This window comes from Gluconacetobacter entanii, from assembly GCF_003206495.1.
GTDB classification, from domain to species: Bacteria; Pseudomonadota; Alphaproteobacteria; order Acetobacterales; family Acetobacteraceae; genus Novacetimonas; species Novacetimonas entanii.
Window position 1 is genome coordinate 1 of sequence record NZ_NKUF01000035.1, and the last position, 21,411, is coordinate 21,411.

The 21,411-nt window shown below is 59.7% G+C and carries 18 protein-coding genes; 11 read left to right on the forward strand and 7 right to left on the reverse strand.

All coding sequences use genetic code 11. The features are described 5' to 3' along the window. Positions 1-87: 87 nt before the first annotated feature. Positions 88-1,038: a PDR/VanB family oxidoreductase gene (locus CFR72_RS12635; protein ID WP_110914285.1), complete on the reverse strand. Its 951-nt coding sequence runs from the start codon at positions 1,036-1,038 to the stop codon at positions 88-90. Between the two features lie 14 nt (positions 1,039-1,052). Then, positions 1,053-2,054: an aromatic ring-hydroxylating dioxygenase subunit alpha gene (locus CFR72_RS12640; protein WP_110914286.1), complete on the reverse strand. Its 1,002-nt coding sequence runs from the start codon at positions 2,052-2,054 to the stop codon at positions 1,053-1,055. A gap of 175 nt (positions 2,055-2,229) precedes the next feature. Here CFR72_RS12640 and CFR72_RS12645 point away from each other — a divergent pair, with 175 nt between their 5' ends. Next, entirely contained in the window at positions 2,230-3,135 is a 906-nt protein-coding gene (locus CFR72_RS12645; RefSeq protein ID WP_110914287.1) for a LysR family transcriptional regulator, read from the forward strand. Between the two features lie 411 nt (positions 3,136-3,546). Continuing rightward, complete coding sequence (locus CFR72_RS12655; protein ID WP_110914289.1) at positions 3,547-4,938, forward strand: NAD-dependent succinate-semialdehyde dehydrogenase; 1,392 nt, start codon at positions 3,547-3,549, stop codon at positions 4,936-4,938. A 134-nt stretch (positions 4,939-5,072) separates the two neighbouring features. On the opposite strand, the gene CFR72_RS12660 is transcribed toward CFR72_RS12655, so the two are convergent. Continuing rightward, positions 5,073-6,443 carry an NAD-dependent succinate-semialdehyde dehydrogenase gene (locus CFR72_RS12660; RefSeq protein ID WP_110914290.1) on the reverse strand — a complete coding sequence of 457 codons (1,371 nt, stop codon included), beginning with the start codon at positions 6,441-6,443 and terminating at the stop codon, positions 5,073-5,075. A gap of 467 nt (positions 6,444-6,910) precedes the next feature. Here CFR72_RS12660 and CFR72_RS12670 point away from each other — a divergent pair, with 467 nt between their 5' ends. Then, positions 6,911-9,205: a GH92 family glycosyl hydrolase gene (locus tag CFR72_RS12670; protein WP_110914292.1), complete on the forward strand. Its 2,295-nt coding sequence runs from the start codon at positions 6,911-6,913 to the stop codon at positions 9,203-9,205. A 38-nt stretch (positions 9,206-9,243) separates the two neighbouring features. Here the strand turns inward: CFR72_RS12670 and CFR72_RS12675 are convergent, their stop codons facing one another. Beyond that, entirely contained in the window at positions 9,244-10,497 is a 1,254-nt protein-coding gene (locus CFR72_RS12675) for a DUF2075 domain-containing protein (RefSeq protein ID WP_110914293.1), read from the reverse strand. A 321-nt stretch (positions 10,498-10,818) separates the two neighbouring features. Between CFR72_RS12675 and CFR72_RS12680 the strand changes: the two genes are divergently transcribed. The 4 genes from CFR72_RS12680 (at position 10,819) to CFR72_RS12690 (ending at position 13,114) form a co-directional block, all read left to right on the forward strand. After that, on the forward strand, positions 10,819-11,211 hold the full coding sequence (locus CFR72_RS12680) for a hypothetical protein (RefSeq protein WP_110914294.1): 393 nt from the start codon (positions 10,819-10,821) through the stop codon (positions 11,209-11,211). Between the two features lie 74 nt (positions 11,212-11,285). Continuing rightward, positions 11,286-11,630, forward strand: coding sequence for a DUF952 domain-containing protein (locus tag CFR72_RS12685; RefSeq protein ID WP_110914295.1), 345 nt, complete (start codon positions 11,286-11,288; stop codon positions 11,628-11,630). Between the two features lie 117 nt (positions 11,631-11,747). Then, positions 11,748-12,134 carry a hypothetical protein gene (locus CFR72_RS17275; protein WP_146220732.1) on the forward strand — a complete coding sequence of 129 codons (387 nt, stop codon included), beginning with the start codon at positions 11,748-11,750 and terminating at the stop codon, positions 12,132-12,134. Between the two features lie 284 nt (positions 12,135-12,418). After that, positions 12,419-13,114 (forward strand): sulfotransferase family 2 domain-containing protein, encoded by a 696-nt coding sequence (locus tag CFR72_RS12690; protein ID WP_110914296.1) that lies wholly within the window; start codon positions 12,419-12,421, stop codon positions 13,112-13,114. Positions 13,115-13,453: 339 nt separating this feature from the next. Here CFR72_RS12690 and CFR72_RS12695 read toward each other — a convergent pair whose 3' ends face one another. The 3 genes from CFR72_RS12695 to CFR72_RS12705 all read right to left on the reverse strand — a co-directional run bounded on the left by CFR72_RS12695 (position 13,454) and on the right by CFR72_RS12705 (position 16,929). After that, positions 13,454-14,920 (reverse strand): sugar porter family MFS transporter, encoded by a 1,467-nt coding sequence (locus CFR72_RS12695; RefSeq protein WP_110914297.1) that lies wholly within the window; start codon positions 14,918-14,920, stop codon positions 13,454-13,456. A gap of 40 nt (positions 14,921-14,960) precedes the next feature. Beyond that, positions 14,961-15,824, reverse strand: a complete 864-nt coding sequence (locus CFR72_RS12700; protein ID WP_110914298.1) for a shikimate dehydrogenase family protein — start codon at positions 15,822-15,824, stop codon at positions 14,961-14,963. A gap of 79 nt (positions 15,825-15,903) precedes the next feature. Next, positions 15,904-16,929 (reverse strand): LacI family DNA-binding transcriptional regulator, encoded by a 1,026-nt coding sequence (locus CFR72_RS12705; protein ID WP_110914299.1) that lies wholly within the window; start codon positions 16,927-16,929, stop codon positions 15,904-15,906. Positions 16,930-17,271: 342 nt separating this feature from the next. On the opposite strand from CFR72_RS12705, the gene CFR72_RS12710 reads away from it, so the two are divergent. The 4 genes from CFR72_RS12710 to CFR72_RS12725 all read left to right on the forward strand — a co-directional run bounded on the left by CFR72_RS12710 (position 17,272) and on the right by CFR72_RS12725 (position 21,322). Continuing rightward, on the forward strand, positions 17,272-17,643 hold the full coding sequence (locus CFR72_RS12710) for a hypothetical protein (RefSeq protein WP_146220733.1): 372 nt from the start codon (positions 17,272-17,274) through the stop codon (positions 17,641-17,643). Positions 17,644-17,759: 116 nt separating this feature from the next. Continuing rightward, positions 17,760-18,752, forward strand: coding sequence for a helix-turn-helix transcriptional regulator (locus tag CFR72_RS12715; protein ID WP_110914301.1), 993 nt, complete (start codon positions 17,760-17,762; stop codon positions 18,750-18,752). Between the two features lie 89 nt (positions 18,753-18,841). Then, on the forward strand, positions 18,842-19,168 hold the full coding sequence (locus CFR72_RS12720; protein ID WP_110914302.1) for a hypothetical protein: 327 nt from the start codon (positions 18,842-18,844) through the stop codon (positions 19,166-19,168). 99 nt (positions 19,169-19,267) lie between these two features. Further along, a complete protein-coding gene (locus CFR72_RS12725) occupies positions 19,268-21,322 on the forward strand; it encodes an AAA family ATPase (protein WP_244182294.1) in 2,055 nt (684 codons plus the stop codon). Positions 21,323-21,411 lie beyond the last annotated feature (89 nt).

A 21,411-nucleotide genomic window follows, 5' to 3' on the forward strand; every position in this document is an offset into this window, starting at 1 on the left:
GCGAATGGTATGCTGTCAGATGCCAGCTCGCCATCATGTTCGATGATCGTTTCCCAATGGCCTGAAAAAGTGCCACCGCACAAAATTCTACACAGTCTCATCGAGCGTCAGTGACGGCGTGCGACTGCGCGAGCAGCACAGGGCGATATGGCTGCCCTGCTCCTCCTCTGTCAGTACCACATCGCGATGATCCCCCTCCCCGGCCAGCAATGGCACGATACATGCACCGCACATGCCCTGTTCACACGACAGGTCTACATCTATGCCCACCGCAAGCAGGGCGGATGCGATGCTCTGTCCCGCCGGGACCGTTACCGTCTGTCCCGATCGCGCCAGCACGACCTCGAACGGACGATCCGACAGCGCATGGGTGGATTCCGTGGGACGGAAATATTCCGTATGGATCTGCTCCGGACGCCACCCTGCCGCCACCGCATGGGAAAAGACGGCGTCCATGAACCCGTCCGGCCCGCACAGCATGATGGCCGTATCGGGGGAAGGCATCTCCAGAAAATCGGGATACCCGTCCTTCAGGCTCCTGCTGAAGCGGACATGTTCCCGATAAGGCGACGCGCGCAGCATGTCGCGAAACGGGGCCTGATCAGGCTCACGCGTGTAATAGGACAGCCCCCAGTCCACGCCGTTAGCCTGCAGGCGCCTCATCATCGACAGCAGGGGTGTAATCCCGATGCCGCCGCCCACCAGCATGTAGCGTTGTGCATCCGGCAATGAAAACGCGTTACGTGGCGCGGAGATCAGCAGTTCCATCCCTCGCGAGACCTGCGTGCAGAGTGATTCCGACCCACCACGGGACGCGGCATCACGCCTGATGCACAGTTCATAGGCAGAAGGATCCTCGGCAGCGCCACACAGCGAATACTGCCGGATCAGGCCAGAGGGCGTCATGACATCGACATGCGCGCCCGGTTCAAAAGACGGCAGGCCCTCCCCACCCGGTCGCGCGACCAGGCGCAGGCGCACACAGTCCGTCCCCTCGGGCGCGGCATCCTCGACCAGGACAGGAAACAGCGAAGACATGGGCACAGCTTCCCTTACGCCGTGAAAAACTGGCTCAGTCCCATCGTACGCAGCGCGCGGCGATAGGCAATCGAACTGCGGTCCGCCATCACATGCGCCTCCAGCGTCACGTCGAGCGGCAGGTTCTCCGGCTTCTGCGCTTCGACCAGGGCACGGTCCTCCTCGAAAACACGCAGGTTGAAATCGTACACATCCTGCAGGGGCAGGTCCTTGTCGAAATTGCGGCACATGGGGGCGAACATCCGTGTCTTTCGCGCTGATACGGGCGATGCCGCATTCATGATCACCAGGCGGCCATTATCGGGAAAGTGGATTTCCAGTGTCGCGGTAAAGGGCACATGCACACGGAAGTGCCGCAGCCATTCAAACCCCGGACGTCCCCGGTCGCTCTTGCCAATGGGGTAGTTGCCGACGCTGCTGCGATATTCGGCTTCGAACCCATCCGGCGTCACGCGGGTCTTGTAAGGCGGCACGACGGGGTTTTCCGGGTCGGCGAACGTATCGGTATGGACAAAGGCGAAATGGGCGACGTCAATGAACCCCTCCACCTGCCGTCCGGCGAAACCGGCGATGTCGATCCACGGGCAGTTGATCTGCTGGAAGGCGGGATCGTCCCAGTGCGGCATCGGCGGAATGACGGGGGCATCGCCCTCCGGCCGCAGGCAGGTCCAGATCAGGCCATAGCGTTCGACCGCGGGATAGGTACGCAGGTTCAGCTTTGACGGAATGGCGCTGTCGGGATGGGCGGGCACCCTGACGCACTTTCCCTGCCCGCCAAAACGGAACCCGTGATACGCACAGGCGATCGTCGTGCCGTCGCCCTTTCCCATGCTGAGCGGGACACCACGGTGGGGACACAGGTCATCGGCGATCACGACGCTGTCCCCCGCACGGTAGATCACCAGCGGCGCGTCGAGCAGCGTCACACCCATCGGCTGTTCCCCGAGGTCGCGCACAAGGGCGACCGGATACCAACACCGGGCAAGGATATTCCAGTCATCGACATCGAACGTCATGTTGCGAGGCAGGACATGGGCGGGGGTCGGGCGCGGATGGGTGGTCGTGGTCACGGCGGGTTCTCCTGAACAGGGCCGGACTCCATCCGGCGGCTTTCGGAAAAGATCATTTCACAACCAGCGCGATCTCAGATATATCATAATTGATCATTTACCATTCTCAAAATCAGCACGCATGCAGCCGTTCTCCCGCTTCCTTCTCTATTTTCTGGCCGTTGCGCGCCATAAATCCATCCGAAAGGCGGCAGAGGACCTCCATATCGCAGGCTCCGCCATCAACCGGCATATCCTGCTGGGGGAAAAGCAACTCCAGACCCCTCTTTTCGAACGCCTGCCGACCGGTATGCGCCTGACGGCGGCGGGTGAACTGCTGTATGGATGCGCGCGGCGCTGGACCAAGGATCTTGACGACCTTACCCGCCAGATCGACGACCTGAAGGGGATCCGCCGTGGACAGGTGGACCTGCTGGCACCCGAGGCCATGTCGCGCGCCTTCCTGCCCGAACTTGTCGCGCGCATGAAACGCAGCCATCCCGGTGTGGTGCTCAACATCAACATCCGCGACAACAGGCGGATCTGTCCCACCCTGCTCTCTGGCGACGGGGACCTTGCCCTCGTGCTGGATCCGGAGGAAACACGCGACCTTGTCGTGGTCCGGCGGCTGTCCTTCCCCCTTGGGTTCGCCTGCCGGCCCGGCCATCCCCTTGCGCGGCATGCCGCCGTCAGGCTGGCGGACTGTGCCGCCTGCCCCATGATCGCACCGGAACAGCCACTCGCACTGGCCTCCATGTTCACACGGCTTGTCGAGGGCGGGCGGATGACCCCCATGGTTGCGGCGCGGGCGAATAATGTGCAGATGATCATTTCCCTTGTCACGGCGGGCGTGGGGATCTGTTTCCTGAGTTCCCTTGACGTCATGTCCGAAGTGATGCGCGGGGACGTGGCCTTCGTGCCGCTCATTGGGTCGGACATGCCGCACCTGACGCTGGCGCTGGTGCATGACCGCACCCGGCAGCTTTCGCGCGTCACGCATCTGGTTGGAAATATCATGGGGGACATCATGACACAGCCCATGGCCTGACTGCCCCAGGTCAATAAAGGCGGTTCGGCGGCAGCAGCCCGACCGTTGATCGGCCATGAAATCATGGCAAAATACCGTCTTGACCATTCCCCCTGCCCGCCCGATGGCATTTCCCAACCCTGCTGCAGGTGCACCGGACGCAAAAGCGTGCCAAAGTGCCGCAGTATGCACAAGCGTGTGCGGAACCTGACCGATGGGACGGAAGATGAGCGGAGCGATGCCGTTATGAACAGGGCGGAGGCATTCCCTGAAACCCCAGGCGTGCCGACGCGCGTCCGCCTGTGATATCGGGGTGGAGGGCATCAGCGATATGGTGCAGCAGTTGAAAGACCACGGCAGGACCTGACCGGGATGTGCGGCCCGGCCTTACATGCCGGCGCAATGAATTGATAATAGAGAACAAGGATCAAAATGGCCTACGCAACTACCAATCCCTATACAGGCGAAGTCGTCGCCACCTTCCCCGACGCTACGGATGCACAGGTGCAGGCCGCGCTGTCGGAAGCACATGCCGCCTTTGAAAGCTGGCGCAACACGTCCTTTGCCGAACGTGCGAAGGTCATGAATGCCGCCGCCGCCATCCTGCGTCGTGACATCGACAAATATGCCCGCCTCGGCACGCTGGAAATGGGCAAGCTGTTTGAAGAGTCGAAGCTGGAAGTCATCCTTTCGGCGGAAATCCTCGAATATTATGCGAAATATGCCGAAGAACTGCTGAAGCCCGAAATCCTGCCCGTTGCCGACCCCGCCGAAGGCCGGCCCGTTCTGGTGCATGAGCCGCTGGGCATCGTGCTGGCGATCGAGCCGTGGAACTTCCCGTTCTATCAGGTGGTGCGCATCATCGCGCCGCAGCTTTCGGCCGGTAATGCCGTGCTGCTCAAGCATGCGTCCAACCTGCCGCAGTGCGCAGCATCGTGCGAGGAACTGATGCTTGAAGCCGGCCTGCCGAAGGGCCTGTTCCGCAACCTGTATGCGGCGCGCCCCCACACTGCCATGATCCTGAACGACCCGCGCGTGTGCGGTGTCGCCCTGACGGGGTCCGAAGGCGCGGGCACCGTGATCGCCGGTACCGCGGGCAAGGCGCTGAAGAAGGCGACCATGGAACTGGGCGGTGCCGACGCGTTCGTCGTGCTGGACGATGCCGACGTGGAAAAGGCGGCCCGCTGGGCGGTTATCGGTCGCCACTGGAATGCCGGACAGGTCTGCGTTTCGGCCAAGCGCCTGATCGTCGCCGACGCCATCTATGACAGGTTCCTCGCCATTTACAAGGAAGGTGTCGCGGCGCTGAAAGCGGGCGATCCGATGGATCCGGCCACGACGCTCGCCCCGCTGTCTTCCCAGGGGGCGGCAGACGACCTGCGCGAACAGGTCAAGCGGGCGGTGGAGCATGGCGCGAAGGTCGAGGTCATCGGCGCGCCGGTCCCCGAAAAGGGCGCCTTCTTCCAGCCGCTGCTGATGTCGAACCTTGACGAAAAGAACGAGGCCCGCCACTGGGAGTTCTTTGGTCCCGTCACCCAGATCTACCGGGCGAAGGACGATGCCGATGCCATCCGCATCGCCAATGACTCCCCCTATGGCCTGGGCGGTTCGGTCTTTACGCGCGACGAGGCACGCGGCATGCGCGTGGCGCAGGCCATCCGCACCGGCATGGTGTTCATCAACCATCCCCTCGTCCCCAAGGCCGACCTGCCGTTTGGCGGTGTTGCGCGCTCCGGCTACGGACGTGAACTCGTTGGCCTTGGCATCAAGGAATTCGTCAACCACAAGCTGATCAACATCGTCGATATCGACGCACCGTTCTGATGCGGTCATCCGGGCGGGGGCCATGACGCCACCGCCCTGCTGCCGTTTTCGGCAAAAAGACAAAAACCTCCCACGGTGTCCGCCGTGGGAGGTTTTTTTATCCGCAGGTCCTGTCCGTTCAGGACGGGGTCCACTTATGCAGGGGCGTGAACCAGTTTCTTGTTGATGAACTCCTCGATCCCCAGCGAGGACAGTTCGCGGCCATAGCCGGAATTCTTGACACCCCCAAACGGCAGGCCCGGCGCCGTCCAGGTGGAGCGGTTGATGAAGACCATCCCCGTTTCGATCTGGCTGGCCACGCGCTTGCCACGTTCGATATCCGTCGTGATGACGGAACCGCCAAGCCCGTAAGGGGAATCATTGGCAAGGTCGATGGCGGCCTGTTCGTCCGGCACACGGAAAATCATGGCCACCGGCGCGAAGAATTCCTGATGGAACGCCGGGTTGTCCCTGGTGATGTTTTCAAGGATGGTGGCCTGCAGGAAGTATCCGGGACGTGCAATACGCTTGCCGCCAGTGACAATCCGCGCGCCATGTTCGACCGCGCTTTCAATCTGGCCCAGCACAAGCTTCAGCGCGCTTTCGCTGCAGAGCGGCCCAAGCGTCGTCTTTTCATCCATCGGGTTGCCATCGACCAGTTTTTCAAGCTCCGCCTTGAAGCGGGCGGTAAAGGCATCGGCGATCTTTTCATGGACGATGAAGCGCTTGGCCGCGACACAGCACTGCCCCGTATTGTTCATCCGGCCCCAGACGGCCCATTTGACCGCAACATCAAGGTTCGCATCATCCAGCACGATGAAGGCGTCACTGCCGCCAAGTTCCATCGTGTTCTTTTTCAGGGCACTTCCCGCCTCTGCGGCGACGGCCTTGCCCGCACGCTCGCTCCCGGTCAGGGCTACGCCACGTACGCGCGGGTCCGCAACAACCGTGGCCGACTGTTCATTCGTGATGAAGACATTTGAATAGGTGCCTTCGGGCGCACCGGCATCGGCGAACAGTTCCTCGAACATGACGGCGCACTGCGGCACGCCGGGCGCATGTTTCACGATCAGCACGTTCCCCGCCATCAGGTTCGGCCCGGCAACGCGCGCCAACTGGTAATAGGGGAAGTTCCACGGCTCGATGCAAAACACGATGCCGATTGGCTGGCTGAGGATCGTGGCCTTGCCGTCATCAACCTTCAGGTCAACGGGGGCAAGGAATTTTTCGGCATTGTCGGCATAATAATCAAGGATGTCGGCGCTGAGGTCCACTTCCGCCTGTGCCTCGCGGAACAGCTTGCCCATTTCAACAGTAATGGGGGTCGCGAATGCATCGCGATTATGCCGCATGATTTCCGCGGCCCTGTGCAGGATGGCGCTGCGTTCTGCATAGCTCTTCTTGCGCCAGTTGTTCGTATAGGTGGTGTCAGCCGTGGTGATGATCTTCGCAAGCTGCGCATCCGAATGCATGTCGAAGGTCTTCAGCGTTTCCTCGGTGTACGGATTTATCGTCTGGTACTGCATGGCCTTACGGTAACCTCCCGATTTTTCTGTCAGCAACACACCTGCCCGCCCCGACACGAGCCTGGATTCCACGCCATATGCAGGTATTGCCCATGGCGGATGACAGGGGTCTGCTGTGATTTGTCTATATACGAACATATATAGTCATCATCGCTTAACAAAGCTTTTCATGCTCAAGATCTCGTGAAACTTCGTTTGGGGACAAGGTGTTATGCGTTTCATTCAGGGCTTGTCCGGGAATATGCTTTCCGCTCCTTCCCTGATTTCCATCAGTACCCCGTCCCTGCCCTGACCCGCATCCATGCCTTCGCCATTGCGGGAGGACCGGCCCCGGCGGAGTGACCCGGCACCATATGCCGCGTGATGGCCTGTCCGTGTTCGTGCCGTCATCACCGGGATGACACATCCGTCATGGCATGCGAAACTTGCCCATCCGAAACATTCCACATCCAGGCCGGAATTCCTTTATGACGCGTCGCCCACTCCTGTATGGCTTTTCCATCATGCTGGTGGTTTCCACCACGTTCCTGCCGGAAGACGGACATGCCAGCACAAAAGCCGCGACACAGCCTGCCGACATGGTGGATCCACGCATCGGCACGGGCGGGCCGGGACATACGTTTCCGGGGGCAAGCGTCCCGTTCGGCATGGTCCAGCCTTCCCCCGATACCGCGATGCCGGAATTCCACCATGCCTATGACTGGGCGGGCGGGTATCAATATAATGACCCGACCATCATGGGCTTTTCCCAGACCCATTTCTCCGGCGCGGGACATTCCGACCTTGGCGACTGGCTGCTGATGCCCATCTCTGGCGATGTCAGGATGGAACCGGGCGATCCCGCAAAGCCTGAAAGCGGCTACCGCTCACGCTTCAGCCATGGCAGCGAGGAGGAACATCCCGGTTATTATGCCGTGACGCTGGATGATTATGGCGTCCGCGCCGAACTGACGGCCGGACAGCGCGTGGCGTGGCATCGCTACACCTTCCCTGCGGACAGGCCCGCGCATGTGCTTCTGGACCTGCGGCCGAGCATCTACGACTATCCGGGCAAGGTCTTGTGGACACGCCTGCGCGTACGGGCGGATGGCACGGTTTCAGGCTGTCGCATGACACGTGGCTGGGCGCCCGGCCGGACGACGTGCTTTGCGATGCGCTTTTCGCGCCCGATGAGTGCGCACATGCTCTATAACCACGAGACCAACCTGACCTATCACGGGTTTCGTGGACCGGGGAACGCGCCGATGGACCCGAATGTCGAGACGGGCCGCGCGGTGGAGGCGGTGTTCGATTTCGGCAACCTTTCCGCGCCACTCGGGGTAAAGGTGGCGATGTCCCCCATCAGCGAGACGAACGCCATCGCCAATCTCGACGCCGGGGGACAGGGCTGGGATTTCGATGCCCGCCGCGCCGACGCCACGACGGCATGGAACCACGCGCTTTCGGTCATTGATGTTTCCGGCACGGCGGACCAGCGCACGCAATTCTATACCGCGCTGTACCATGCGATGCTTGCCCCCACGCTGAGCATGGATGCCAACGGCGAATATCGCGGCCCGGATCAGGAAATGCACAGGGCGCAGGGCTTCGGTTTTTACTCCACATGGTCCACATGGGATGTCTATCGCGCGCAGCAGCCACTCATGGCTTTGCTGCGTCCGGACATGAGTTCGCAGTTCGTGCGTTCCCTCGTCGCGGCACAGCAGGCCAGTCCCGTGGGCGTGCTGCCGATCTGGTCATATCTGGGGCTGGAGACATGGTGCATGACCGGCTACCACGCCGTGCCGATCATCGCGGACGCCTACCTGGCGGGGGTGCGGGGGTTTGATGCGAATGCCGCACTTGATGCGATGGTGGCATCCGCGACATCACCCGTCTATGGCGACCTGACGGATTACATGAAGCTGGGCTATGTCCCGATCGACCGCGAGGCGGAGGCCGGGTCAAAGACGCTGGAATATGCCTATGACGACTGGTCCCTTGCGCGGATGGCGCGTGCGATGGGCCGGACCGGCATTGCCGAGACCTTTGAAAAACGCGCCCGCAACTGGCGCAATGAGTGGGACCCGCAGACCGGGTTCATGCGCGCACGGCTGAGCACGGGGGAATTCCACACTCCCTTTGATCCCGGGGCGGCCGCCTATGGCAGTGATTATACCGAAGGCAATGCATGGCAGTATCTGTGGTACGTGCCACAGGACGTCCCCGGCCTGATCGCGACGGTTGGGGGTGCCGAGAAATTCACGGCCAAGCTCGACGAACTGTTCGATACGAAGGTTGATCCGGCGCGGTTTAAAAATGTCGAGGATATCAGCGGACTTATCGGCTGGTATGCACACGGGAACGAACCGAGCCACCATATCGCCTATCTTTATGATTACGCCGGGGCGCCATGGAAGACGCAGCAGAGGCTGCGGCAGATCATGGACAGCCAGTACAATGCCCGTCCCGACGGGCTGGCGGGCAATGATGACCTGGGACAGGCATCGGCATGGTACCTGTTTACCGCGCTGGGCTTCTACCCCATCGCGCCGGGCAGCAATGAATACACCATTGGCCGTCCCTTTGTGCCGCAGGCGGTGCTTCACCTGCCCAATGGCCGGACCTTCACCATGGTGGCTACCGGTCTGGATGCGGCCCATCCCTATGTCGCGTCCGTGACGCTCAACGGCAGGCCACAGGACCTGTTGCACCTGCGGCATGAAGATATCCTCAAGGGCGGTGAACTGCACTTTGTCATGCAGGCCGAACCGAAACGCTAATATTGCGGGGATATATAAAAGTCAGGTTTTATGCCATATCATGCGGCGGGCCGGGTGTTGCCTCCCGCCTGCCGCTCTTTCCACAACTGCGCCAGACGGGCATGCAGGTTGGGATCGCTGGCATAGATATACAGACCCCTCACTCCCCGGGTCATGAGGACATTGATCGAATTGAGGATGATCCGCGCCATGACCTCGTGCGGGTTTTCCACACCGTCACGACCGGTAAAGGCGGCCCGGTCCTCGTACCGTGACGGGTCGATCACGATCCGGTCCGTCGCACGATCATAGGTGACGGACGGTCCCAGGATGACGCCGGCGTAATTGAGGTCAAATCCCTGAATGGTATAGACCGATCCCACCTCATCAATCGTATCGGGCCGTTCCGCCCATGGCAGGCGCGCCTGTGGCATGGCCCGGTCCCAGCGCAGGTGAAAACGTCCCTCCGTAATGAAATGATCCTGCCCGTTCAGGGTATAGGGATAATCGTAGGTCGCCAGCATGCGGCACAGGCCGTATTGCGCATTACGCTGCCTGATGGCTTCGTACATGGCCTGTGCATCGTCGAAAATCCGGAAATCGAACGCCTGGGGCGCGGGCAGCGGACACAGGACGCCGTCACGCAGTGCACGTATCCAGTCCATGACATCGGCATGGGCATGCATGCGGAACTGATGTTCCAGCCTGCGGGTCACGACGGGGAAGCCGGATACCAGTCGCGCAAGGGACGCATCATCCCACAGGCTCTTGAATTTTAGGACCTGACGGGCATCGAACACGATCACCACTACATGCGCGTGACGGATGATCTCCTCCAACTGGTTGTCCTGATGGAAACGGTTATACGGATCGCGGCGGGTCAGCAGCAGGTGTGCCTCATCCACCAGCACGATGTCAGCACGCCTGCCGCCCGCGTTGACCTGATTTATGAAGGTTGTCGGACGTTCAAAATCCTTTTTGCGCAGGGCGGTCTGTGTTTCGGAAATATTGCGATACAGCTTTATCATTTCCGGATGGTTCACCAGCAGGAAATTATGGCTGCCATGCAGGGGATCATGGCCATCACGCCCCCGTGCCGCATGCTGGAGGGCGGTAAACAGGGTATTGAGCAGCAGGCTCTTGCCGGTACCCGCGTCACCTTCGATGATGAACAGCGCATGGTCATCCGTCCGGTGGGCGCGGCAGAAAGACAGTACCTCCGCCTTCAGTGCTTCCTGCCCTTCGGTCAGCGCCATGGTGGGCGCAAGCCGCGACAGTGCGCTGTCGGAACCGGAATGGAGGGACTGTTTCATGCCTTCTTCACCTATAGCCTTCAGTTGCAAAAGAAGGCATTTCTAAACCTTATACAGCATCAGGAAAATAGCGATCGCTGTCGAGACAGATGACCGGGAAGAACATGTGCACCGCGCAACCACAACACGTTGCGACATCCCGGCCATCCGCAACTTCTGCCCCTACCCCGGGTCAATATCAGACGATCGCAACGCCCTTCCGCCACATATGTATGGCCTTTCGATTGAGACCGAAGCCATAGTCGATATAGAATGATGGCCAGACCCGAGACATCAGGCGGACCTGTACATCCCTCCCACCATGAAGGAAAGAAGCTTCGGATGACTTCGTTTCAAGATGATATGACAGGCCTGATACGTTTTCCCCGAAAAACCATTCTCTCGCCGGTGGAAGCTTCGCAGTATCTTGGCATTAATAAATATCTTTTATTCGTTATGCGCGTACTGCGATGCGGTCCAAAGACGATCTCCATCAACAGGGAAACTTTGTACAAGGAGGACGAACTTGGCGCATTCCGTCTTGTCCTGATGGAATCCGTGGGGATCTGCGAAAATAATGGTTTGTACCGGGAAAAAGACAAAAGAACGTTCAGGGAGTTTCATGACCCGCTCATTTCCCTCCTGTCAAGAAACGTCATAAAGAGAAGAATGGTTCTTGTCACCTTGTGGTGCATGGTTTTATTTGGCCTATCCATAAACCTGATATTATTTTAATCATCCACGACACATATGTTGATGACTTATTGCATGAACGTCTGCAATCACCCCGAACCGGATCAGAAATATCCATGACAAAAGAGATTGTATATAAAATCCTGACGGCACCTGAATATGACGTCCTTATGCGAGAGAAGAAATTCTCCGGCTCTGCGCTCGATATCGTCGATGGTTTCATTCACATGTCCACGGCCGCCCAGGTGACCGCCACGGTCGATCTGTATTTCAAGGGGCAGTCCGGCCTGATGCTTGCCGCAATCGACCAGAAAGGTCTCGGCGCCGCCCTGCGGTGGGAACCCTCCCGCGCGGGTCAGTTGTTTCCACATTTCTATGGGACCCTTCCCTCTGACGCCATCATCAGGGTCGATCCCGTGACACGAAACCCCGATGGCACTGTCAAGATCATGAATGACTGAACGGCACATGTTTCCTGTAGATAATATTCATGAAAATAAAAACTATTTCCGGTGTGGTATAGTGACATTCAGGCATGCTATCATGAAGTGGACGGGATATAATGCACAGGGCATGACATGCTGAAAAGAGCACTAGGTTTTACATCAAATATTTTGTTTTTTGCGATATTATTTTCTGTTTTTGGAATCTTTGTTTACAAATATGCAAGCACCTTTAGCACAACTGAAATCGGGACAGGAAAGATACATTGTGATCTCAATCAAAGTTTGCGGACATGCCGTTTCACCCCGATAGACATATCCCCTTCATCGGGAGGAATAAGGACAAGCATTTCCTACAACATAGATTACAATGATCTTGATGATGACAACAAGAAATACATTGGCAGCAACTGCTCCAATGTAAACCGGTCTTCTGACGGGCTCTGCACATTTACCGTGTTCGGAAATGCAGATGCAAAAAAACATGAAATAACATCTGCAAAAATAAAAATGCCGGAGTGACCGTAATTACCCATCTTCACTGAATGATTTTCCATCCCGGCCTGGGATATGTCAGGATGGAAAAAACAGGCTGCCACTCCGGGGGATCGGGAAAAGCGACGAGGCCCGGCAGATCAGATGTCCCGATATGCTGGTATTTCATTCATGCCTTCCGACATATTCCCGCGCGGATATGTGGGGCACGGATTGACGCAACCTGTTTCCATTCGTTGCACAATGTAATCTTTTTTTCTGCATGATTGCCCGGTATCCTCCGGATCCAGTTTCATGGGAATAGAGATTGCATGCAAACCCTTCTGCAGCCGGTCGTTGGTGTCAAAATGTCCAGTGACCTGCATGAACGTCTTGCGGAACTGCACATCCCCTATCCCCCCGGTCCCAAGCGCAGGAAGCGTATGAAGAAAATCCGCCAGTGCGGACTGCTGTTCATTCATATCCCCAAGAACGCGGGAACCTCCATTTCCCGAACGCTCTATGACTTGGAAATCGGACACGAAACAATCCGTTACTTTCACAATCGCATGTGGAATATGCGGCAATATCCATCCTTTGCCATTCTGCGTGATCCGTTACAACGCTTCCTGTCCGCTTATCGATATGCGCGCATGGGCGGAAGCAGCGACAGGCGCGTGACAGCAAGCTTTCGGCAGCAATACATGAATTTCCGCTGCATTGATGACGCCCTCGACCATATTGGTGAGGCACGCCGTCCCTATGACATCGATCATATTTTCCGCAAACAGAAATGGTACCTTACGGACCGCAATGGCAGGATTGCCGTCGATCACCTGTTCATGATGGAGGATATGGACCGCATACGGCAGTTCATGAAGAAATACACCCCGAACTACATTCCCCACGCCAACAGGACACAGGACGATCTACCTCCCCTCAATGTCGATCAGATCTATCGCATCCGTAAGATTTATGAGGAGGATTACGACCTGATCTCCCAAGTCAGAGCCCTGCAGGAGAAATGATTTTCCGGCGGTATCATCACGCGCAAATGCTTCCCCGATATATTCCGGACATATCAGGTTTGCATCCGCCTGCTCATCCAGTCCAACCAGTAAAAACAAGATGACGCGACAGCGGAAATATTGGCTGGATGCGTCTCTTTCGTTCAGAAACCACCTGCGTCACATTAACACCGGGGGCAGCGTCCCCTTCCTGCACGGAAGCCGGCTCCAGAAAGGAATACGAGATATCGAACAAAAGGGTTTTCCTGCGCAACCTGGCACGCAATCAGCACAGGATGGCAGTGCAGGAGTGCCGTTTTTTTTACACGATCATGGAAGTGGCCAAACAGCGGCACACCTTCAGCGGATATTTTTATAAAAACTTCCGCGCTTCAATGCGCTTTCAATCCCTTCCAGAGTGGTTCCGGCGGTTTCAGGCACGTATTTCCACACGAAGGCAAAAGCCGCAAGATTGATGAAACCGAACAGCCAGAATGTCCCCGTCGTGCCAAACGCCTGCACCAGGGAAAGTGTGACGAGTGAGACAAGCGTGTCGGACAGCCATACCGTCGCACTCGCCAGTCCCATCGCCTTGCTGCGTATGAAAAGGGGAAAGACCTCGGCCGCGATCAGCCACACCGCCACGGACAGCGAACCGAAATTGAAGAAGATATAGCCCAGAAGCGACAGGACCATCAGATACAGACGCACGCCCACCAATGGCGCGGAACTGAGGAAGACCGCCCCCAGCACGAACAGCGACAGGGCCGCAACCGGCAACATGCACAGCATCATGCGCCGACGCCCGATCCGGTCGATCAGGGCAATACCCATCGCCGTTGTAATCGTGGAGGTCACGCCAACCGAAACGGACGTCAGCAGCGCCGCCGAATGGCCAAGCCCGGCCTGCGACAGGATGATGGGCGCGTAATAGACAATGACATTCGGGCCGGACAGTTGCGAAAACGCCGCAACCCCCAGCGCCGCGATCAGGGCGGGACGGATCCAGCGTGTCCTGAGGCCCAGACCACCGGCCCCCGCGGCCTCCCCCGCGTCAACCTTCAGCGCGTCATCCAGTTCCTGCCGGACAATGTCCTTATGCCCACGCAGTTTATACAGGATCGAGACGGCATGCCGTTCATGTTCATGATGCAGCAGCCAGCGCGGGCTTTCGGGCAGGAACAGCATGCCAAGGCCAAGCAGGATGGCCGGGACTGCCCCCAGCATGAACATCGCCCGCCATGACTCCGCACTGCCGGACAGTTCATATCCCACAAAGAACGCCAGCAGCAGTCCCAGCGAGAAGACAAGCTGGAACAGTGAAACCAGTCCCCCCCGCCGGGACGCAGGCGCCAGTTCCGCGACATAGACCGGTACGATCTGTGTGGTCGCGCCGATTGCGGCCCCCAGCCACAGGCGCGCGGCGACAAGGGTGCCGACATCAGGCGCAAGCCCGCATCCCAGCGAGGCCACGATGAAAATACCGGCAGCCCCCATGATGGCCGGCCGCCGTCCCCATCGGTCCGACACGGGACCGCTCAGCAGGGCGCCAAAGATCGCCCCGATATTCAGGGCCGCCGCCACCCATTCCTGCCCGGCGGTCGAAAGGGAGAATGTCTGCGTCACGAAAATCAGGGCGGACGCGATGATCCCGGTATCATATCCGAACAGCAGTCCCCCCACGGCGGCCACAGCGGCGGCAATGGACACATACCGGCGCGCGGACAGGGTCTGGTCGCCACGATGCACAAGGTCCGCCAGGGCGGTCAGCGCACGTTGATGCGTCTGGCAGCGTGAAAGGTCCTGAATGTCCGGGATGGAGGTCATGCCGGGGGTTCCTTTTTCCCTGTGACAAAAGGGCCGTGGGTCAACCTGCGTCGGATGCGCCGAAAATATCGCGCAGGGTCTGTTTCATCACACCGGCGTCAAGCGTTTTGCCAAGCCATAGCTCCACACCGATCACCCCCTGATTGACCAGCATGCCCAAGCCATCAAGCGGCGTGCAGCCACGTCCGCGCGCTTCGCGCAGGAAACGGGTCATGGGGGGATTGGGGATGACATCCGCAACAACCTGCCCCTTTACCAGCGTATCCAGATCGACATCCGGCATGGCCTGCGCATCGCCCAGGCCAACCGACGTGGCATTGATGACGATATCGGTCCCTTCGGGAATACGTGCCTTTCCCCCCCATGCCCCACCGGTGGCGTCACACCGGGTATTGTCACGCACGAGGGCCGCGATAACCCCGGCTTTCTCGGGATCGCGATTGACGATGGTGATGTGGGCGGCATCCGCCAGTCCCAGTTCCACGGCGATGGCGCGGGCCGCACCGCCGGCCCCCAGCAGGAAGACACGTTTGCCCGCAGGGTCGATCACATCACGCAGCGAGGCCAGGAATCCCTTGCCATCCGTATTGTCCCCCACCAGCCTGCCATTGCGGATGGAAACACAGTTCACGGCCCCGATGATCCGCGCGGCCTGCACCAGTTCATCAAGATATTCGATAACGGCCACCTTGTGGGGGAGCGAGCAGTTGAATCCCACCCACTCCATGGCCAGTGCGCCCTTGACGGCATCCGCCAGATGCGCGGCCTTGACATCGCAGTTGATGTAGCGCGCGTCGATCCCGGCATGATGGTAGGCCGCCTCGATCATCGCGACGGTCGGGTTGTCCGCGCAGGGCGTGGAAAAGGATCCGGTAAGGATACTGCGGAAATTCTGGTTGCTCATGAGCGGTCCTGACGGGCAGAAAATTGCATAGCTATGCAAAACAACACGCTTTGGGTGCCCGGGCGCAAGCCCTAATCGTTTATTGACCAGAACCTGTGCTGCCGCGTTCGATCAACTGCGCGTCAACGACACATGTCCGCGAAAGGGGACTGTCCTTTGTGCCAAGGGCCTCGTCCAGCAGTTCCATGGCGCGGGCAACCATATGTTCGGTATGCTGGTCAAAGGATGTCAGGTCATAACTGCGCCATGCCGCCTGCGGAATGTTGTCGTACCCCATAATGACCACGTCACGCGGACATTGCAGGTCCATGCATTCCCGCAGCGCGTCGATCGCACCGCAGGCCATCATGTCATTGCTGGAGAAAATGCCATCTGGCCGTATCCCCTGCTTGCGCAGGCAGGCAATGGCGTCATACCCGCTGTCGTAGGTGTCGTTTCCCTGCATTCTGGTCAGTGCGGGGGCGAGGCCCGCCGCGTGCAATCCCTGGCAAAATCCCTTCCCCCGAGCACGCGAAGCCGAATTCCGGACAGGCCCGGCCAGCCAGAGCGGGCGCTGTATACCGCGCCGTCCAAGCAGATGCGCCGCGACAAGACCCGCCCCGTGATTGTTTGAATTCACGGTCGAGATCCATGGCCCCACATGTGATGAGTTGAAGCAGACAACCGGAAGCCGGAGTTGGGAAAGCGCCTGCACAACGGATTTCGACCCGATGGCAAGCGACGTGACAATGGCGTCGATCCGGTAACTCACCAACCGGTCAAGCGCCCTGTCAAGGGTCAGGGCGTCATCCACATGCATCAGCAGCACCTGCAGGCCACTTTCCTGCAGGGCGGTCGCCAGACGCTCCAGCGCCGTGGCATAGAACGGATTTTCCAGCCCCCCGATCACGACCCCCACCATGTAGGAACGTCCCGACAGCATGATCGCCGGGATACGGTTGGGCCGGTAGCCAAGGCTGGCCGCTGCGGCAAGCACCTTCTGCTTGGTCCGCGCAGAGATGCTCGACCCCGGCGAAAACGCCCGCGACACTGCCGACTGGGATACTCCGGCCGCCCGGGCGACATCAATGGATGTAACGGCACGAATGATTGCGTTCTCCTGCATGGCATGCTTCGGGGCAACCCTACCTGCTACAGCGGGGCAGTGCCACGCTGTCGTTACGGGCAGCCCTGATCGTGGATCTGGGGCATGTTCGGCAGGCAGTGCAGGCCATCCAATGGGGCCAGCCCCAGTCCGACGCCGGAACATCCCGGCAGGCCGGACAGGGCATCAACAATCGCAAAAAAACCGGTCCTGAAAATTTTTCCTCCAATTACGACCGTTTCTGACGCAGGCGGGTTCCATACCCTTCATGCACATGCCGAACACCCAATGATTTCGCAAAAGGTATTTCTTCCCATGCATGATCTCGCCCCGCATTTTGAAAAAAGAGTCGCATTCAGGTCCATGAGCCATAATTACGCCCGTTCCACGCTGCGCGACCTTTACGGGATTATCGAATATTACCGAAGCCTGTCACTGGACTGGTGGTTCATCAACCTTGAACAGGGCCTGCAACTGCGTTGCGGCCGTCGGGAACTTGACGAAGAAAAAGGCCATCCGTTCCTGTTCGCCACGTTCCTCAAGCGCGACATCATGCTCCGGCGCACGATCTGCACCGACTATCTCGGCGCGCCTTTCTGTCCTGACAACCAGTTGCTTGGGCCAAATACGCTTGCCAATATCCACAGGCGCAACCAGTCCCACACGGAACTGCCGGACATCCTGCGCCCGCGCACGTCCCGTCCCGGCCATCTGCCGGACGACTACAGAAAATAGACCGCGCGGCACGCCATCATGAAAATGGCGATGGGGCTTTATGCGCCGTGCCGGGTTGGCTTGCCGCAGGCTTCTGTTATGACAGAAACGGTCATAACGGGAATGTATCTGCGGCAATGCGCTACGGGAAATTTGATGAGCTTCTGAAACTGGCCCGCAAACTGGCGGGTAGCGCCGAAGGCATGACCCTCGATGAAATGGCGTCCGAAATGGGGACGACCCGCCGCACTGTGGACCGTATGCGCGCCACGCTTGAAGTGATGTTTCCCCAGTGGGAGACGATAGCGGACGGCCACAAGAAACGCTTTCACATTCCCGGGGGCCTTGACGGTTTCCTCCAGATGCCATGCGTCGATGAACTTGCGGAACTGCGCGCCGCCATCACCATGTTGCAGAAAAAGGGGGACACCACGCGCGCGGCCCTTCTGGGAACGCTGTATGACAAGATACAGGCCGCCCTGCGTCCGTCCGCCCGGTTGCGCATGGCGCCTGACCTTGATGCGCTGCTCATGACCGAAAGCCAGGCGATGCAGGCAGGCCTTCGCCCACCGGAGGACCCGACTGTCATCGAAACCATCCGCACGGCGCTCAAGGCGGGATGCGCGGTGACGTTCCTGTACAAGACCGGGTCGAACCGCCTCCGCCAGATTACCCCATGGGGACTGCTCTATGGGCAGGTGGCCTACTATCTCGTCGCCCCCGGAGAGGGCAAGACGGAACCTGCGTTATGGCGACTGGACCGCATACATGACATAAAGCTGTCGGACGCCCCCACCAACCCGCCCCCTGCGGACTGGAATCTGGAGGCCTTCGCCGCCCGGTCGTTCGGGATCTACCAGGGTACGCCACGCGACGTAATCCTGCGTTTCACACCCGACGCGGCAGAGGATGCGGCGCGGCGTCATTTCCATCCGACCCAGACACTTGAACACCTGCCCGATGGCTCGCTGGTCGTGCGCTATCATGCCGGGGGCCTCCAGGAACAGGCCTTTTACCTGTTTACCTGGGGCACGGCCGTGGAAATCCTGGCCCCCATCGAACTGCGTACGGAATTATGCAGGCTGTTGCGCAGGGCGCTGGAACATCATGAGCGCACACCCCGGCCCTGAATCGCTTTTTTTACCCGCCTTTCCCACCGACGACCATTTCTGACGTAGCGTAACGGTATCCATGTGCCAGATGCACAGAGGAGACCGCAATGGCCTGTACCGTCAGCAAAAAGCATAGCCGCGATACTCTGAAATCCTGCGCCCATACCATCGGGGCGATGACAAAACATGCCACCAGACGCAGCCAGCAGCGTGCCATCCGGCCCATGGTCCTCGCCCTGCTTCTGGAACATGGCGCGCGCAAGCCTGCTGGCAGCGGGAGCGAGATGGTCTATCTTCCCCGCCACCGCCACGAGGAACTGCTGGCGGAAGGCATCTGCACCGACGATGACCGGTTGAAGGGCATCTATGCCATCATCAGCGCCGACGACCAGATCGTTACGGTCGGCCACCGCACCCGCCGCCTGTGGCGATAGTGCCAGCATCATACGTATTTTCAGATATTCATCCGTCCGGGGCCTTACACCATGGCAAATTACATAAAGAACGCCCGCACGCGCAGGAAGCTTTTGAGAATGTCTCCCAACGAAGCATCGGATACCGTCGCCAGCAGCAACGTGGCCTTCATGCTCGATGTCCTGGTTCATCTTCATTCCGGCCTTGACCGCCATGAACGCGATGCGATGCCCCTGGTGGAATATGTGGTCCAGAATCGCGGGCCGCTTGGCCTGTCCGATCAGGCCCTGCCCGCCCCCAGCCGTCAGGATGGCGAAAAGCCCCTGACCGCCCATGAATGGAAGCGGATGGGTGCGGAACTTGACAGGCGCCGGGCGGAGACATCCACCGACGCCTGCCATATCCTGGCATGGCTGGCCCCGCTGCAGGAAATCCTGGGACTGAACGACACGGAAACCTTCATTCTGGGTATCATGTTCCTGTACACGACAACCCCTGTCTTCGAGCAGTTGTGGGATACCCTGACGCGCAACCACGGGCGTAGCATGTCGCTGTGCGATGACATACCACTGTTCCGGTTGCTGAGCGGCGCCCCGGAGATCGCGGTTGCCCATGCGCTCGGGCCGGAGGGACGCCTGCGCACCACGGGGATCATTGCCCTTGATGACGACGGCGATATCAGCATCCTCCCCCGGCTTGCCGGCCTGATCGCGCGTCGCACCTCACCGACGCATGATGTCCGCAGCCTGCTGGTCGCCCGCCCGCGCGACGCCATCCTGCCATGGGATGCGTTCGCGCATATTGGCGAACTTGGCGATATCGCGCGCCAGATCCTGCGGGCCGCCGTGGCGGAACGCGAAAAGGGCGTGCACATCCTGCTCTATGGACCGCCGGGCACGGGCAAGACCGAATTCGCGGCGACCCTTGCCGCCACGATCGGGGCAAAGCTCTATCCGGTGGGAGAGGTGAACGCCAGCGGCGACGAACCCTCACGCATGGAACGCCTTGCCGACCTGCGATGCAATCTGCGCCTGCTTGATGGCACGACCTCCATCCTGATGTTTGACGAGGCGGAGGACCTGTTCACCACCTCCCTGTCGATGGAGCGCAAGGGCCGCAGCCTGGTCTATTTCCATCGCCTGCTGGAACAGGCCGAAACCCCGGTCATCTGGATTGCCAATGACCTGCCGACCCTTGGCCCTGCCGTCGCCCGCCGTATGGCGCTGTGTATCGAGATGCGTGCCCCCGACATCACGGCCCGCACCCGGCTGTGGCAGGACATGGCCACGGCGGAGCGCGTCAGCCTGAGTGCGGAGGACGCCACAGCCCTGGCGCACGCCATTCCTGCCGCCCCGGGTATTTTTCGCAATGCCCTGCGCTCCACCCGTCTGGCGGGCGGGAATTCGGATACGGCCAGCACCATCGCCATGAGCATCGCACGCGCAACCAACGGCGGCCTGCTGCCGCAGGCGGCCCAGCCCCTGCCTGCGGATTACGACCCGGCACTCGTCAATGCCGACTGCGACCTTGTGCAATTGTCCCGGCAGTTCGCGGCACCCGACTGCCCGCGCGCCATTTCGCTGCTGCTGTCCGGGCCGCCGGGGTCGGGCAAGAGTGCGTGGGCGCGCCATGTGGCCGAGATCATGAACCTGCCAGTGCTGCAGAAACGGGCATCGGACCTGTTGGGGCAGTATGTGGGGCAGACCGAACGCCAGATTGCCGCAGCCTTTGCCGAGGCGCGCGATACCGGCTCATTCCTGATTTTCGACGAGGTTGACAGCCTGCTGGGCAACCGTGGCAACGCCGAACGCGCATGGGAAGTCAGTCAGGTCAACGAGATGCTGACATGGATGGAACAGCACCCCCTGCCCTTTGCCTGCACCACGAACCTCGCCACCCGTCTGGACCCTGCCAGCCTGCGGCGTTTCCTGTTCAAGGCCCGTTTCGACTACCTGACACCACGGCAGAAGGAGGCGGCCTTCATGCGTTTTTTCCGCCACGCCGCCCCTGCAGGACTGCGCCATGTCGGGCCGTTGACCCCATCGGATTTCGCCCTGGTGCGCCGGCGCGCGCGCTTCATGCTACAACCCGTTTCGCCCCACCGCCTGCTGGCCCTGCTGGACGAGGAAACGCGCGGTCGCGAAAAAGGCCTGGTCATCGGGTTCTGTGCATGAGCAGGCCCTGAAAGTCATCTGGCCCGCAACAGAAAGGACGCCGCAGCGACCGCTTCCGCAAGGCGGTCGCCATACGTGATATTCCGGCC

Coding starts and splice junctions, on each gene's coding strand:
- CFR72_RS12635 (WP_110914285.1), bottom strand. CDS start 1,038: ATGTCTTCGCTGTTTCCTGTCCTGGTCGAGGATGCCGCGCCCGAGGGG.
- CFR72_RS12640 (WP_110914286.1), bottom strand. CDS start 2,054: ATGACGTTCGATGTCGATGACTGGAATATCCTTGCCCGGTGTTGGTAT.
- CFR72_RS12645 (WP_110914287.1), top strand. CDS start 2,230: ATGCAGCCGTTCTCCCGCTTCCTTCTCTATTTTCTGGCCGTTGCGCGC.
- CFR72_RS12655 (WP_110914289.1), top strand. CDS start 3,547: ATGGCCTACGCAACTACCAATCCCTATACAGGCGAAGTCGTCGCCACC.
- CFR72_RS12660 (WP_110914290.1), bottom strand. CDS start 6,443: ATGCAGTACCAGACGATAAATCCGTACACCGAGGAAACGCTGAAGACC.
- CFR72_RS12670 (WP_110914292.1), top strand. CDS start 6,911: ATGACGCGTCGCCCACTCCTGTATGGCTTTTCCATCATGCTGGTGGTT.
- CFR72_RS12675 (WP_110914293.1), bottom strand. CDS start 10,497: ATGAAACAGTCCCTCCATTCCGGTTCCGACAGCGCACTGTCGCGGCTT.
- CFR72_RS12680 (WP_110914294.1), top strand. CDS start 10,819: ATGACTTCGTTTCAAGATGATATGACAGGCCTGATACGTTTTCCCCGA.
- CFR72_RS12685 (WP_110914295.1), top strand. CDS start 11,286: ATGACAAAAGAGATTGTATATAAAATCCTGACGGCACCTGAATATGAC.
- CFR72_RS17275 (WP_146220732.1), top strand. CDS start 11,748: ATGCTGAAAAGAGCACTAGGTTTTACATCAAATATTTTGTTTTTTGCG.
- CFR72_RS12690 (WP_110914296.1), top strand. CDS start 12,419: ATGCAAACCCTTCTGCAGCCGGTCGTTGGTGTCAAAATGTCCAGTGAC.
- CFR72_RS12695 (WP_110914297.1), bottom strand. CDS start 14,920: ATGACCTCCATCCCGGACATTCAGGACCTTTCACGCTGCCAGACGCAT.
- CFR72_RS12700 (WP_110914298.1), bottom strand. CDS start 15,824: ATGAGCAACCAGAATTTCCGCAGTATCCTTACCGGATCCTTTTCCACG.
- CFR72_RS12705 (WP_110914299.1), bottom strand. CDS start 16,929: ATGCAGGAGAACGCAATCATTCGTGCCGTTACATCCATTGATGTCGCC.
- CFR72_RS12710 (WP_146220733.1), top strand. CDS start 17,272: ATGAGCCATAATTACGCCCGTTCCACGCTGCGCGACCTTTACGGGATT.
- CFR72_RS12715 (WP_110914301.1), top strand. CDS start 17,760: ATGCGCTACGGGAAATTTGATGAGCTTCTGAAACTGGCCCGCAAACTG.
- CFR72_RS12720 (WP_110914302.1), top strand. CDS start 18,842: ATGGCCTGTACCGTCAGCAAAAAGCATAGCCGCGATACTCTGAAATCC.
- CFR72_RS12725 (WP_244182294.1), top strand. CDS start 19,268: ATGTCTCCCAACGAAGCATCGGATACCGTCGCCAGCAGCAACGTGGCC.